General features: G+C 37.7%; 12 protein-coding genes. 8 read left to right on the top strand and 4 right to left on the bottom strand.

The genetic code is table 11. The features are described 5' to 3' along the window. Nucleotides 1–49 precede the first annotated feature (49 nt). Complete coding sequence (locus ABEG20_RS16195; protein WP_406824319.1) at nucleotides 50–517, bottom strand: hypothetical protein; 468 nt, start codon at nucleotides 515–517, stop codon at nucleotides 50–52. Nucleotides 518–908: 391 nt separating this feature from the next. Between ABEG20_RS16195 and ABEG20_RS16200 the strand changes: the two genes are divergently transcribed. The 7 genes from ABEG20_RS16200 to ABEG20_RS16230 all read left to right on the top strand — a co-directional run bounded on the left by ABEG20_RS16200 (nucleotide 909) and on the right by ABEG20_RS16230 (nucleotide 12,035). Further along, the gene (locus tag ABEG20_RS16200; RefSeq protein ID WP_406824320.1) at nucleotides 909–3,347 is read left to right on the top strand and encodes a TonB-dependent receptor domain-containing protein; all 2,439 of its coding nucleotides are present in this window, start codon (nucleotides 909–911) and stop codon (nucleotides 3,345–3,347) included. A gap of 61 nt (nucleotides 3,348–3,408) precedes the next feature. Continuing rightward, nucleotides 3,409–4,119, top strand: a complete 711-nt coding sequence (locus tag ABEG20_RS16205) for a DUF4198 domain-containing protein (RefSeq protein ID WP_406824321.1) — start codon at nucleotides 3,409–3,411, stop codon at nucleotides 4,117–4,119. 73 nt (nucleotides 4,120–4,192) lie between these two features. Further along, nucleotides 4,193–5,410, top strand: a complete 1,218-nt coding sequence (locus tag ABEG20_RS16210) for a PepSY-associated TM helix domain-containing protein (protein WP_406824322.1) — start codon at nucleotides 4,193–4,195, stop codon at nucleotides 5,408–5,410. Nucleotides 5,411–5,418: 8 nt separating this feature from the next. After that, entirely contained in the window at nucleotides 5,419–6,357 is a 939-nt protein-coding gene (locus tag ABEG20_RS16215; protein WP_406824323.1) for a DUF6607 family protein, read from the top strand. Between the two features lie 234 nt (nucleotides 6,358–6,591). Beyond that, a complete protein-coding gene (locus ABEG20_RS16220; protein ID WP_406824324.1) occupies nucleotides 6,592–7,731 on the top strand; it encodes a M28 family metallopeptidase in 1,140 nt (379 codons plus the stop codon). 170 nt (nucleotides 7,732–7,901) lie between these two features. Beyond that, nucleotides 7,902–8,981 carry a DUF5694 domain-containing protein gene (locus ABEG20_RS16225; protein ID WP_406824325.1) on the top strand — a complete coding sequence of 360 codons (1,080 nt, stop codon included), beginning with the start codon at nucleotides 7,902–7,904 and terminating at the stop codon, nucleotides 8,979–8,981. A gap of 279 nt (nucleotides 8,982–9,260) precedes the next feature. Beyond that, nucleotides 9,261–12,035 (top strand): outer membrane beta-barrel protein, encoded by a 2,775-nt coding sequence (locus tag ABEG20_RS16230; RefSeq protein WP_406824326.1) that lies wholly within the window; start codon nucleotides 9,261–9,263, stop codon nucleotides 12,033–12,035. 236 nt (nucleotides 12,036–12,271) lie between these two features. On the opposite strand, the gene ABEG20_RS16235 is transcribed toward ABEG20_RS16230, so the two are convergent. The 3 genes from ABEG20_RS16235 to ABEG20_RS16245 all read right to left on the bottom strand — a co-directional run bounded on the left by ABEG20_RS16235 (nucleotide 12,272) and on the right by ABEG20_RS16245 (nucleotide 14,919). Beyond that, on the bottom strand, nucleotides 12,272–12,958 hold the full coding sequence (locus ABEG20_RS16235; RefSeq protein ID WP_406824327.1) for a class I SAM-dependent methyltransferase: 687 nt from the start codon (nucleotides 12,956–12,958) through the stop codon (nucleotides 12,272–12,274). 269 nt (nucleotides 12,959–13,227) lie between these two features. Beyond that, the gene (locus ABEG20_RS16240) at nucleotides 13,228–14,628 is read right to left on the bottom strand and encodes an MBL fold metallo-hydrolase RNA specificity domain-containing protein (RefSeq protein WP_406824328.1); all 1,401 of its coding nucleotides are present in this window, start codon (nucleotides 14,626–14,628) and stop codon (nucleotides 13,228–13,230) included. A gap of 63 nt (nucleotides 14,629–14,691) precedes the next feature. Continuing rightward, complete coding sequence (locus ABEG20_RS16245; RefSeq protein ID WP_406824329.1) at nucleotides 14,692–14,919, bottom strand: YtxH domain-containing protein; 228 nt, start codon at nucleotides 14,917–14,919, stop codon at nucleotides 14,692–14,694. Between the two features lie 79 nt (nucleotides 14,920–14,998). Here ABEG20_RS16245 and ABEG20_RS16250 point away from each other — a divergent pair, with 79 nt between their 5' ends. After that, nucleotides 14,999–15,622 carry an HAD family hydrolase gene (locus tag ABEG20_RS16250; RefSeq protein WP_406824330.1) on the top strand — a complete coding sequence of 208 codons (624 nt, stop codon included), beginning with the start codon at nucleotides 14,999–15,001 and terminating at the stop codon, nucleotides 15,620–15,622. The last annotated feature ends 164 nt before the right edge of the window (nucleotides 15,623–15,786 follow it).

A 15,786-nucleotide genomic window follows, 5' to 3' on the forward strand; every position in this document is an offset into this window, starting at 1 on the left:
CATTGAATAACCTAACTCTAATTGTTTTAATTAGAAAACGTAACTAAGATCAATCTGGTGGGGTTTCGCAATTAACTAATGTAGCGCAACTTGGTCCGCTTATGGGAGCGCCTGCAAAACAACCAAAGGCAATACCTCCATAATTACAAGGTGATGGATGATTTTCTCCAGCGCATGCCTGTGCAGTTTCACATATAGCGCCTGTTTGAAGACCAGACTTACAACCATATAAATTCGAACCAGGACAAGGATATTTTCGGAGTATAACTACCGGTATCACGCATGGTTGTTGTGATGATTCACATACAATTCCTGATGTAGCTCCGCAACCCGTATACCCATTTGGGCAGACTTTCACATAATTTCCTGTTGTACTACTTGCTAAAATGTTAAGTGATTTGGCGTTTTCAAATAAGGAAACAGCCTCTGTAACTTTGTAATTTACATCTTCTTCTTTTTTACAGGAAAAGAAGAAAAAACAAATCAAGGAGAACGAAATAATAGATGTTAATTTCATAAAGATTGTGTTTGAATAAATGCTAGTTAATGCATTTACTGAGTTGTGACTTTTTTTTTAAATTTTAAAATATTTATATTAGGAATGTCTACTGAGGTTCACATTGTCTCCATCAAATTAAAGCTTTTTTCGACATATATTTCACTTCGATTTTAACTCAAACTAATTATATATTAACATATTAACACACTAATTATCTTTTAAATTATACATTTAAATGTTTGTTTGATTATTAATAAACCTCTTATTATTAACAGGTATCTACTGATTAATTCGTGATAATCTCCAGAAGGCTTCTTTTCTAATTTAGAATAATTCAAAATAATTTGGATTATACCGATTTCTGACGTTATTTTGCAATCGTTTAGAATTAATCCAAATAAATATTGCAATGCTTAAAATCAAACTTTTTAGTTTCACTTTTCTATTCACTTTTACCAGCCTGCTCTCCTTTGCGCAACAATATTCCACCATTAATGGTACTGTTACAACTTCCGATGGAAAACCAGCTGCTTATGTATCGGTAGGTTTAAAAGGAAAAGGTCTTGGAAATGTTACCAATGATAAAGGTTTTTTCGAAATACACAGCGTTAAACCTGGTTCTTATATTATACGTATATCAGGTGTTGGCATTCAGAGCATAGAAAAATCTGTTACCCTAACCGCGGGTGAAAACAAAACAATTGATTTTGTGATCAGCCAGAATTCAAACCAGCTTAATGAGGTTAATATTAACAAAGGTAAAGCCAATAAATATGGTGCCCAAAAGAGTGATTATGTAGCTAAAATGCCAATAAGCAACCTGGAAAATCCCCAGGTTTATACCACCATTACCAAAGAAACATTTAACGATCAATTGATTTTCTCAGTTGATGATGCGACACGTAATGCAGTGGGTATTCAAAAAATGTGGGAATCAACCGGGCGTGGCGGAGATGGTGGTGCCTATTATGCATCAAGGGGATTTATTGTACAGTCGAAATTAAGAAATGGAATTGCAGGTAATGTAACCAGCCGTAATGATGCAGCCAACATCGAAAGTGTTGAATTCATTAAAGGTCCATCGGCCACTTTATTTGGTAGCACCTTAACTTCTTATGGAGGTTTAATTAACCGCATCACCAAAAAACCTTTCGAAGGTTTGGGCGGAGAAGTAACCTATTCGGCTGGTAGCTATGATTTAAACCGGGTAAGTACCGATTTTAATTTCCCTGTTGATAAAGCCAACCACATTTATGCCCGTATCAATGCATCTTATAACTATAAAGGCTCTTTCCAGCAAAATGTATTCGACAGGGGTTTCTTTGTTGCACCAAGTTTAGCCTATAAAGTAAACGATAAATTGGATTTTACTTTTGATGCTGAAATCGCAAATGGTAATAACACTTTAAAACCATTTGTTTTCTTCTATTTTCCGGTAAAAGACCTTGGTTTTGACCGGGCAGATCAGTCGGGCATACCGTACGATAAATCGTTTACAGGTGATGTGATGAAGCAAAAGTATAACAGTACTACTTTCTTTGGCCAGGCAAATTATAAATTTAACGAAAACTGGTCATCACACACCAGCTTTTCATCCAGCTATAGTTTTTCTAATGGCCGTGGAACATACCTGTTTCTGGTTCCAAATAATTATCCGCCACTGGGCAACCCAACTGCTGCACCAGGCGCTGATTTTATCTCAAGGGCAGATCAATCAACAGATAACAGCAAACTTTACAACTACGAAATTCAACAAAATTTTAATGGTACTTTTAACCTGGGATCAATCAGGAACAGGCTGGTTTTAGGTTTAGATTATTTACGTCAAAACTCCGATCAATTGTTTTATGGTATCGATAGCTTTGATTTAACAAATAAAAACGGAACAGGCAGCAATTATAACAACTTCACAGAGTACAATTTAGCAGCCATTTATGCAGCAAATGCCTATTCCAAATATCCGATTAATTTTAAATCGAACACTTATAGTGCCTACGCTGCTGATGTGATTAACCTAACCGACAGATTAATTGCTTTAGCTGCTATTAGGGTAGACCGATTTGACAACAAAGGTAATTCTGACCGTGCAGGTTCAGCGCCAAAAGGTGCTTATAAACAAACCGTTTTCTCGCCAAAATTCGGCCTGGTCTTTCAGCCTGTTAAAGATCAGCTATCGCTGTTTGCAAACTACCAGAACGGTTTTAACAACATTAATGGTATAGATTTTAAAGGCGATGCATTTAAACCGGAACAAGCTAACCAGATAGAAGGTGGTGTTAAAAGCAACCTGTTTGGAGGTAAATTAACCGGATCGGTATCTTATTATTATATCAAAGTGAAAGATATTGTAAGGGGTTACAATGGCGATCCTTCTAATCCGAATGCACAAATCCAGGATGGCAACAAAATTAGCAAAGGTATAGAAGCAGAAGTTGTAGCCAATCCATTAAATGGCTTAAACATTATTGCGGGCTTTGCTTATAACGATAACCGCTTACAAAATGCTTCTCCGGATGTTGAAGGAAGACGTGATGCTTATTCTGCTTCGCCATACTCGGCAAACTTATGGATCAGTTATAAATTTGCCGCAGGCTCATTAAGGGGCTTTGGTTTGGGTGCCGGTGGTAACTATGCCAGCGATAATAAAATTGTGAACAGTGTAAGCCAGGGCGTATTTATCCTACCTGCTTACGAAGTTTTTAACGCATCGGTATTTTATGATCACCCCAGATTCAGGATCGGTGCCAAAGTAGATAATTTCACCAACCAAAAATACTGGACAGGTTACAGCACAATGAATCCTCAAGACCTGAGAACTTTTACTGGAAGTGTTACTTATAAATTCTAATAATATCCAATCGGGAGTATCTGGATCAGATCAGCTGCTCCCGGTTTTTAAAACCGAAAACATGAAAACTAAAATCGCATTACTGGCATTATCCCTTGCCTTTAGCATCTCGAATGTATTTGCACATGCCTTATGGATTGAAACAGCTTCAACAGGTAAAAAAGGGCAGCCTCAGGAAGTAAAAGTATTCTTCGGAGAATATGAAAGTAACGAACCGGATTCTGCGGCAAAATGGTTCAGCAACCTGAAAGAATTCAAATTGGTTTTAACGTCGCCCAATGGCAATACAAAAGTTTTAACGGTTTCGCCGGATTTACTTTTTTATAAAGCCAGTTTTACACCTGACCAGGAAGGTAATTACAAAATTTCTATTGTGCACGAGGTAGCTGCTATTTATGAAAAAGCAAAAATCGAGTACTATGCTTTTGCCGATGTTGCTGTTGGTACCTCCAAAATCAACACCACTTTTCCGGCCGGGGCTGCTTTAACGATCAGACCAGCCAAACACGTTTTAAAAGTTGGCGAAACGGCCGTTCATGAGGTTATTTACAATAATATGCCTTTCGCAGGCCAGAAATTAACCGTTGTTGGTCCGGATAAGAAAGGTAAACCTGCAGAAACCGATGCGCAGGGCAAATTTTCCTTTACACCAGCTGCAAAAGGAAATTACTTTATGGAAGCTTTTACAGAAGATAAAACACCTGGAAAACTGAACGGAAAGGATTACGAAAAAACATGGCATTTGGTAACCTATACTACCGAAGTTCAATAAACGGATTAACTCATTTTTTTTTACCGATTGGCCATCAAATCTGCCAATTGGTTCTTTTACTCCATACAGCTTAATGTCGCCCAGGAAACCGATACAAAAAAAAACAAATAAATCGCGGATCAGGAGTATCAGCGATTGGCTGCACTTGTGGCTGGGCATTGCTACCGGTCTTGTGGTTTTTCATTTGGGCATTACCGGCTGTATTTTTGCCTTTCAGAAAGAAATTACTGAGTTTATCCATAGAAAAGAATTTTTTGTTCAGGTACCGGCAAATCAAAAAACAATTTCGTTAAGTATATTGAAAGCAACCGCCGAAAAAACGTTGGGCGGAAAGAAAAAGATTACTTTTATATCAAGTTATACCCAGTCCGATCGGGCATGGGAATTTGGGGCTTACAAGCCCGGCAATCCTAAAGCATTTTGGTATTTCGATTCGATAGCTTATTACGACATTGTACTGATTAATCCATATACAGGTAAGGTTACATTAGTCTCCGATTACAGATACGAATTTTTCAGCATCATTAAAATGCTGCATTGGAGTTTTCTCATCAACCATCCCATTGGGCAGCAGGTTATTGGCTGGAGCACCCTTATTTTTGTTTTTCTTTTGATTTCAGGCATGGTAATGTGGTGGCCGAAAAACCTCAAGAAATCAAACTTCGATAAAAGTTTCAAAATCAAATGGAAAGCCAAATTTAAACGCATCAACTATGATATGCACAATGTACTTGGCTTTTATGTGATGACCATTTGTTTAATGCTCGCGTTAACCGGTCTGGTGTGGGCCTTTCAATGGTTCCAGAATACAGTTTATGTAGTGGCATCTGGCAGTACCTTACCTCCAAAAGCAATAGAAGCCCAATCAGATTCGACTAAAACCGTTAAAGCTATTCCTTTTGATGTAGCTTTTGAAACTGCACAAAAGATGTTTAAAAATGCAGAACGCATTGGAATGTCGCCAGCCGAAGGTGGTACAGCAACCATTTATGCAACCGGCTACAAAGGCAAAGAAACTTATTGGGATTTTGATGTTTTGCTTTTCGATCAGTATACCGGCAAATTACTGGCCCGTAAAAAACAAAGCGATAAAAACACAGGTGAGGCCCTTATCGGCATGAATTACGATATCCATGTTGGCGCTATTTTAGGCCTTCCCGGAAAAATAATGGCATTCTTTGCCAGTTTAATTGCTGCAAGTTTGCCTATAACCGGATTTATCATCTGGTGGGGCAAAAAGAAAAAGAAGAAAAATACCGCAGCTGCGGAAAATTACCCACAACCTAATTAATTACAAAAATGAAGTTATTGAACCTAATCTTCGTATTAACCGGTTTAATCACCCTTAATACTTATGCACAAACTAAAATAGATTCTCCAGAAGAAAAATTGGAAAAGGACAGAAAAGCAATAAAATCATTAGCTGGTTTTTATGAAGTGAATTTTAACTACGGTGAAGTTACCGCTCCGGACCCTAATTACAAATTCAGTAAGCCTTACGAAAGCCATGGCAATGAATGGGCCGAAATTATTGTTGATGAACCTAAAAGAATCGTGATCCAGCATATGCTGGCCATTAATGATACCACAGTAATTAAACACTGGCGCCAGGACTGGACTTATGAAGATACAGACATTATGCTTTATACCGAGGGTAATGCTTGGAAAAAAGGAAATTTAACACCAGCCGATGTGAAGGGCAAATGGACGCAGAAAGTTTATCAGGTTGATGATAGTCCGCGGTACCAGGGCTTTGGCACATGGAGCCATATTGGCGGGCATGATTCATGGTCAAGCGAAACCGATTCTCCGCTACCAAGAAGAGAATCAACTGTACGTAAAGATTATAATGTATTAAACCGTGGCAGCAGAATTACCCTTACCAAAAACGGCTGGATGTTTGAGCAGGACAATAAAAAAATTATACGCTCAGCCAGTGGTGATAAACTTTTAGCTATTGAAAAAGGTTACGAGGAATTTACCAAAATAGACCCTGAAACTTTCGCAAATGCACAAAAATGGTGGGCAAGCCAGAGTGCTTACTGGGCTGATGTACGTGGTGTTTGGGCCGATATTATTGGCGCGCAAAGCACATTTAAAATACAAACCGTGGCAAACGGGAAATTGCTTTACGAAACGCTTTTTAGCTTAGGCGATCAATCGATTAAAGAAAAATGGACTGCAAGCCAAAACAAAGAGAAAATTAAAGCAGCTCTACAGCCTTATCTGGTAAAGTAAAAAAAATCAATTTATAATCAATCGTTGATGTTTAACGGCAGAAGCTGTTAAACATCAACCTTCTTTTGTGTTTAAATCTGGCAGGTTTAAATTTAAAAATGTTTGCGCTCGTTTCCAAACAAGTGCATTAATAGCCATATTCTATCGTTTGTAAACGATATATATTCAACGCTCGTTAGAAACGAGCGATAGCGGAGTTCAATCAACAATAACTTTATTTTACTAAATTCCGCCATGAAAAAACTTTGGGCTATTATTTTTTTGTTTTTGGCTATCAACACTTTTGCGCAGGATTCTACCTATACCCGTAATGTGGTAAATACCCTTACCTCAAAAGCATTCTGGGGCAGGGGTTATACCAAAGATGGGATGAAAAAAGCGGCTGATTATATTGTCGATGCCTATCAAAAAATAGGCTTATCGCCAATGGGAACAGCATATAAACAGATGTTTAATTTTCCTGTAAATACTTTCCCCGGGAAAATGAAAGTAAGCATTAATGGCAAAAAACTCATTCCTGGCGAAGATTTCATTATAAATAATGAAAGTCCGGGTGTTAAACAAATATCGAAACTAACTCCGGTTGACAGCCTTAACTACCGCGCTACACCATCACTACAAGTTTTACTAAAAGATAAACTAACCTGGTCTGTAGCTACCGAGGTTGGAGATGTTACCACCATACAGCTTAATAAAAAGCGCTTCGCTGCCATCCCGAAAGAAATCAGCGTAGACATTGAAAACAAGTTTATCCCAAATTTTCAGGCAGCCAACATTTCTGGTTTAGTAAAAGGAACTAAATATCCTGATTCATTGTTCATCATTACCGCACATTATGATCACTTGGGTGGAATGGGGGCAGCTACCTATTTCCCAGGCGCAAACGATAATGCGGCTGGTGTGGCTACTTTACTGAGTCTCGCCAAATACTACGCCGCCAATCCCCAGCCCTACTCTATTGGTTTTATCTGTTTTGCTGGCGAAGAAGCTGGATTATTGGGATCAAGGTATTTTGTAGAAAATCCGCTGGTTCCCTTAGTTAACATAAAATTCCTCATTAACCTTGATTTAGTGGGTACAGGAGCAGCCGGGATGACAGTGGTTAATGCCTCTGTTTACCCTAAAGCCTTTGCACAGCTAAATGCCATTAATAATGAACATCATTATATTACCAAAATCAATCCGAGAGGTAAAGCGGCCAATAGCGATCATTATTTCTTTACTGAAAAAGGTGTACCTGCATTCTTCATTTATACACAGGGTGGTCCCTCTGCCTATCATGATATATTCGATAAACCCGAAACCTTACCACTTACCAAGTATAAAGATCTGTTTAAATTAATCGTTGGCTTTAATCAAAAACTGATGGAATAGCATCATTTCCGGTACGAAAACCCTAAACCGCTATTCAAACACATCATTTTGGATACTCAATCACTAATTCTCCTTTTCTCCGATTGGGATAATATTATAAGCCTTTGGGATAATTAAATTGAGCAGTAAAGCTTGTATCCTCATCTTTGGTTCAACAAAAACGAAACAAAATGATGAGAACTATTCAAAAACTTAGCTTTGCATTATTACTGCTAGTGGCATTTACCATTAAATTGAATGCCCAAAATCAAATCGAAATTGTTATAGTTGGCTCTGCCCACGACAATTCAAAATCGACCCTGAATTTTCAGGCGATAATCGATAAACTTAAAAATTTTAAGCCTGATATGGTTTTTGGCGAATACCTGCCAAAGGATGATTACAGTAAACTGGAAGAAAGTAACTGGGCAAAAGAATTGTTTAAAAAAGAACATGATTATCTGGAAAAATTAAATTCGGAATCCCCTAAAAACATTGATGCACAAATTAAAAAAGACCGGAAAGCACTCGCTAAATTTGCTTACTATCATAAAACAAGAATGAATTTAGCCGTTAATTATGCTAAAAACTGGGATAGAGGAAATGCTGATTATCAGATTTTTGTACTGGAGAACTATATGAAACAGCATTTCGGCAAAGAAGAACTGGCAACCTATACAAAGATGTTTGGCAGTACAGACTCGTTAAAAAAGATAGGTTTCTACAGACCGGGAAGCGAGTACAGCAAAATCTATTTCCCGCTTATTTATCAATTACAACAAGATCGTATTTATAATATGGATTGCCAAACCTATGATAAACCCTGGGGAGCGGCCTGGAGTAAAACAGACTCATTATACAAGATTTTAATCGGCAAAGCAAAAACCGATAGCAGTTCGCAGGAAGCTGCCACAGTTAAAGCCATAGAAAAATACTGGTCTTACAGTAAAGATGAAGCAAAGGTATTTAATGCTGATCCTTACGCAGGGATGAATACGGTAAAATATGGGGTTTTGGATGAGGCCTGGAACTTTTATGGCGGACCCCACTTTTATGGCTACACGGGTTTCCCAACTGAAACGGTAAAAGAGATGATTGCTCAATGGACTTTAAGAAACGAAGGAATGTGTAAAAATATCATCGAGCAGGCAAAAGCGCAAAAAGCAAAAAGGGTTGTAGTAGGTGTTGGCGCATCACACCGGAAGTGGATGGAGGAAATTTTAGCTAAAAACCCAGATGTAAAAATTATTAATTATAACGATCTGCACTAAATTAATAATAATAAGCTCAATCAGCCTCCTTGCCATGCAATGGGGCTTTTTTGTTTTCAAGTTTGTAATTTTTCCGTGGCTATTTGCAAATGCAGGATAATCAACATATTTTTAAACTAAAATATTAGTTATTTAATGCAGCATGCAACTTATAAGGGAATTTTGTGTCAGTCTTTATGAACAAACATCCAATCCATCACATTTTTGGTCCAGTTCATCACATTTATCGATTCCATAAAAAAATAGCCGATAATTTTAGGTTTCTTATTTAAACTGTACATGAAAAAAATCTTACTTTTTATTGCCTTTAGCCTGACAATATTTAACCTGTTTGCACAAAAAAACGGAAGCATTACCGGAATATTAGCCGATAGTGCCAACCACAAAACCACTTTAAATTATGCTACTGTTTCGGTTTATAAAGTTGGCGACAGCATATTAACTACTTATAAACTTTCAGATGATAAAGGCGTGTTTAAAATCAATGGTCTGCCCCCGAATGTAAAATACCGCCTGGTGATAACAGCCTGGCAATATGGAACTTTTAGAAAAGAAGTAGAACTAAGCACAGCCAATCCGGCTTTGAACCTCGGCACCCTTTACCTTTCTACAAAAGCGAATGATTTAAATGAAGTGTTCATTTCTGCAGAGCGCCCTCCGGTAATTGTACGTAAAGATACCATTGAATTTAATGCCGAATCTTTTAAAACCCTGCCATCTGCGGTGGTAGAAGATCTGTTAAAAAAGCTTCCGGGCGTGGCCATCGCGGCCGATGGTTCTATACAAGTTAACGGCAAAACAGTAAGCAGGATTTTAGTAGACGGAAAAGAGTTTTTTGGTGGTGACCAGCAGATTGCAACCAAAAACCTGCCGGCAAATATCATAGATAAGGTACAGGTAGTTGAAGATAAACAGGCTAAAAGACGCGCTCCCGATTTAACTGCAGCTGAAATTCCGCAGATTATCAATTTAAAACTGAAAAAAGCCATTAAAAAAGGTGCCTTCGGTAAACTATATGCCGGAGGAGGCTTAAAAGATTTATATCAGGCAGGTGGATTAATGAACTTTTTCAGGGATACTACGCAGGTAAGTATACTGGCTTATGGAAACAACATCAACCAGCCCGGCTTTAACCCTAATGATGTACAGCGGATAGGTGGATTTAACAGAAGCGGTGTCAACTCTATGATGATGAGTTCCAGCGGTTATTTTGAGTTTAACGGTATCAATTTTGGAGGAAGTAATAATGGTGTTCAAACTTCGTCCGGCGGTGGTTTTAATTTTAATACCATCAATAAAAAAGGGATCAAATTTAATACGCAGTATTTCTTCGGAAAGTCCAATAACCTTTTAGAGAAACTTTCCAACACCAACCAAACCCTTGGCACTGATCGTTTAATTACCAACGCCAATGAAAATACCACATCTCTTATTCTAAAGCATAATATTGGTGGAAAATTAGACTGGCAGATTGACTCGTTAACACAACTAACTATCGAGCCTGCAATGGTATTAAACTCCAATAATTCGATCAGTAAAATTTCTTCGAACAACAGCAATGCAAACAACCAGCTGATCAATACGCTCGAAAATCTGAATGATAGAAACAGTTCCGGTAATAAATATCAGCTAAGGGCCGATTTTAATAAGGATTTTAAAAAGGCCGGAAGATCTTTAAATATTGGCGCCGATATTTCTGCAACACCAAACCCTGTTACCAATTACAATAAAAGCAACAGTATTTTTTACCTCACGCCATCTACTTCAGAAATTGATCAGTTAAGACAAAATAATGTAGATAACTTCAGGTCTTACCTTTATGGCAACTACTCGGAACCGATCAGTAAAAAACTGAAATTTAAAGCCGATATCAATGGAAATATTATTAATAGCGAAAACGCATTAAGTACATTTTACCGTAATCCGGCTAACCAGCTATACGACATGGTGATACCGAATTTATCGCAAACCGTTAAACAAAATGGATTTAAAACCAATACAAACATTAGCCTTGGGTATAAACTTACTAAAGATTTATACCTTCAACCAGGGTTGGTACATAATTATATTTCGTTAAACAACCGTTTCACAAATGGTGCAGATATCGATCAACGTTATCATTTTATGTGGCCGACATTTCAATTAACTTATAAAATATTCCGATTTAATTATACAGCCAGTTTTACAGAGCCTAACGTGAGTTATCTCCAGCCGGTGGCAGACAATACAAATGCACTTTATATCAGAAATGGAAATCCCAATTTATTGCCAGCCCGTATGCAGAGTTTAAGTATGTATATGTATAAATACGACCCTAAAAACCTTATTAATTACAACTTATACGGCTATGGCAATTTCACCAAAAATGGCATAATTAACACTATTACCATCAATAATGGCGTTCAAACGGTTAATCCAATTAATATGAGCGGTATTTATAATTTTCAGGGTGGGGCTAACATTTCAAAAGATTTCCGGAAAGATAAAACGAGCTTAAAGGCTGGGCTAGGTTTCTGGGCTAATTTCGATCATACCCCGGTTATTGTTAACAATATCCTTAGCAATGCCAATGTTTTCTATGTTGGCCCAAATGGTAGCATCAGGTTAAGCTTGAACGATAAAGTAGAAATCAATCAATCGTACTCTATCAATTTAAACCGCAGTAAGTACAACGATAGTTTTTACACCAACATTAGCTACAATACCCATCAGAGTACCTCTGAACTGATTATCCGTTATCCTAAAAAAGTGGTTTTCGAAACGAGTTATGCTTTAACTATCAACGAGCAAAAAATTGCAGGTTATAACAATAATATTAAATTCTGGAATGCCGCGCTGACTTACCTGTTCATGAAAAATGACAGGGCCCAATTAAAATTTTCGGTAAACGATATTTTACAGAGCAACGTACGCAGAACCATCCAGATTACAGGCAACAGTGTTATTGATGCGCAAAGCAATAACCTGGGCAGATATGGGATGCTTACGCTTACTTACAATATCCAAAACTTTGGTCAAAAAGTTGGCGGAAGACAAACGTTTTTTAATTTTTAACTACCTTATCCTGAATGTAGTGAAGAGTTCTTTGCGCAGATTTAGTTTGCTGTCGTCAAAAGATTCTTCACGGCGTTCAGAATGACAGATTAATTTAATCGCTAAATTGAAATAATCACATAGATTGAATGTCATCCTGAGCCTGTCGAAGGACCTGCCTTAATACTGTGTATTTAGTAAGTATTTAAATTGCAATTTTTTAAGATTCTTCACGGCGTTCAGAATGACAGATTAGGTTATTGCGTTAATGTTAGTCTAACCAGATACTGATCTTCGCCATCATCAAAAATCAATTCAGCATTCCATCCTGTTTCTGCCGCAATCTGTTTAATGGTTTCTTCATCTACATAAATCCATTCGAACCAATTGCCTTTTTCGCCTTTATATTCATATTGGTAAGATACCTCGCCATAGTATTGATTTTGTGGTTTAGGCATATCTTCATACAAATAAGCAATATCAGAAGAATCGAAAATAACCTGCCCGTTAGGATTGATGAGGTCTTTTAGTTTAATCAAAAAAGCTTTAAAACCGGACAAAGTTCCTGATAAACCGATACCGTTCATCAGCATGATAATGGTATCGAATTTCTCCTGATAGGTAAAAATATCTTGTACAAATGCTTTTTTTACTCCACGGTCTTTCATAATGTTCACCGCAGCCTCTGAAATATCAATGGCCGTTACATCAATATTAAAGGCTTGCAGAAGTAAAGCATGACTGCCCACACCGGCACCAATATCCAATACCTTACCGGTGCACATATGCAAAGCCTGAAGCTCCAAAACGGGCATATCTTCATCATCACGGAAGAAAAATTCTAACGGCATTTCTTCAGGTTCTCCATAAGAATTATGCAACCATAGCGTATCTGCCCGACCCGTTCTGTAAATATCTGTTAGCGCTTTACCAAAAACATCCATAATGCAAAGATAGCGAAAATGGAAGATGTATAAATTGGATGATGGAAAAGGGATGATGGGAGATGGAAATTTTATGCTGAGGTAATAGGCCCCTGAAAGCGGCGAAAAATGATTAAAAATATCTATGGCAGGGATCTTAATTCATTATCCCCCATTAATGGTCATTTTAAAATTGCTTCTGAATTTGGTCGGGGTTTGCAATCCCTGTAGAAACAGATTTTACAAAAAGGTCTGGCGATAATTCCAGACCAACAGTTTTCATAATAATTTTACTCCAACTCAAATACCTGATGGTATTCTGGTATCGCAACATGTTTAAAACCATGATCTTTTAGTCTCGTAGCGAAATTTTGCTGTAATTCGTACTCCCCATGAACCAGAAACAACTGCTTTACCTTAGCCGGATCCTGACCTGATAGAAAATGTAATAAATCTTCATAATCGCCATGCGCACTCATCGATTTTATGGATTGTACTTCGGCTTTGACTTCATACTCCTGACGGAAAATCTCAACTACTTTCTGTCCGGCAATTAATTTACCACCCAGCGAGTTCGGTTCACAATAACCCACCATTAAGATGGTATTTTTTTGATTACTGATGTTATTTCTAATATGATGTTTCACCCGGCCTGCCTCTGCCATACCTGATGCAGAAATAATCACACAAGGTCGTGGATCAGCATTTAAAGCTTTCGATTCTTCTACGCTTTCGATGAAACGCAAGCCTTTAAAACCAAAGATATCCTGATCTACCTTTAAAATTTCTTTAACCCCATTATTGTATACTTCAGGATGGTTTTTAAGTATTTGAGTTGCCTTTGATGATAAAGGACTGTCTACGTAATAGGGAACATCAGGCAATTTACCTTTCAGTTCTAAACCATTTAGCGCATAAAGGAGTTCCTGTGTACGGCCTACGGCGAACGCTGGAATAATTACCTTACCTTTTTTTTGGTTACAGGTATTATTGATGATCTCCAAAAGCATATTTTCGATCGGATCGAGATCTTTATGCAAGGAATCGCCATAGGTTGATTCCATTAAGATGTAATCTGCCTGATCAAATTGTTGCGGGCTTTTTAGCAGTAAGTCGCCATAACGGCCAACATCGCCGGAAAAAGTAATTTTCGTAGATTTTCCATCTTCTGTAATGGTAAGATGTATGGCCGCACTCCCTAAAATGTGGCCTGCATCTGTAAATTTCAGATGAATTCCCTCCTCAATCTCAAAATCTTCTTCGTACTCCACAATCTTCATCTGTCCAACCGTTTTGGTAACATCATCTTCTGTATAAAGCGCTTCTTCCACTTCTTCGCCTTCGCCAAGATGACGGTTAGCGTATTCGGCATCCTGCATCTGGATTTTAGCAGAATCCATCATTAAAATACGGGCCAGGTCCATCGTGGCTGAAGTACAGAAAATATTCCCTTCAAATCCTTCAGCTACCAATTTTGGCAATAAACCACAATGATCGATATGTGCGTGTGATAAAATGAGATAGGTGATTTTTTTGGCATCAAAACCAAAATAGTCGTTTAATTTATCGGTAACATGCCCCATCCCCTGAAACAAGCCACAATCCAATAAAATCTGGGTACCGTTTTTTAAAGTAATGAGGTGCTTACTCCCCGTAACTGTACGGGCAGCACCATGAAAAGCAATATTCATTAAGATGTTGGTTAGAATATATATAGCATAAAAATGCCGGATATCTCCGGCACTTTCAATTCTTTACGCGTTTATTTCCGCTACTTTATCTTTAACCTTTTCTGCAACGCTTGTGGCTTTATCTGCCAAACCTGCTAATTTATCTTTTGAAGCATCTAAAAGATCAGCAAAAAAATCTGATACTTTATTTTTCAGATCGCTGCTCGAATCTGACGATAATGCTAATGCAATAGTTGCTCCTAATGCTGCTCCGGCTAATACGCCTACTATGATTTTTGTTTCTTTTTTCATGGTCTTATTGATTTACTTAATAAACATATTTAACCCACAGGTGTTTTTATTTTTTTCATCTTACAAAAACTAATCCATAATGAAGCGAATATTTTTTATCGACTTAGACAATACCATTTACTTTACCAGGCAGAACGAAGAACAATTGATGGGTGAATTATATCGTTTCTTAGAAAGCGTGGATTTAGGAATCTGCGAAGAAGATTTTAAACTAGCCAAACAGGAAATGCTGAGGACACCTTTTCTAAAAGTAGCTGAGAAATACCGTTTTAAGGAAGAAACAATGCCTGAAGTAATTTCTTACCTCCAAAACAGATCGGTAACCCAGCCTTTAAAACCGGGTGATGATTACCATTACATCAAAAGCTTGACCGGCAGAAAATTTATTGTAACAGCAGGCTTCCCAAAACAACAGCTGTCTAAAGTAAAAATGCTGGGTATTGCAGATGATTTTGAAGAAGTACACGTGGTAGATGTTTCGGCCACCAATAAGAAAAAAACCTTTGAAATGCTGATCAACCAGCATCAACTTAACCAAGATGATATTTTAATTATTGGCGATGACGCCGAATCGGAAATCAAATTTGGATTGGAACTGGGGATAACCACTTTTTTACTCGACCCCGAAAACCTGCATCCAAATGCAGAAAGCACTTTTAGGGGAAGTGATTTAAGTAGTCTTCATGCGGCAGCAGGGCAGTAATAAAATGAAGATCGTCATCTCGACTGGAACGCAGTGGAATGAAGAGATTTATCTTAATAGATTTAGCTTCGCTGAGCACTACGTGGTTCTCGACTTCGTTGCACTTCGCTCGAAATGACGTTAACTTTATTAGAATTACCGCATAAAAAAGTCCCGATTTTCAT

The organism is Pedobacter sp. KACC 23697, from assembly GCF_045348445.1.
Taxonomy (GTDB): domain Bacteria; phylum Bacteroidota; class Bacteroidia; order Sphingobacteriales; family Sphingobacteriaceae; genus Pedobacter.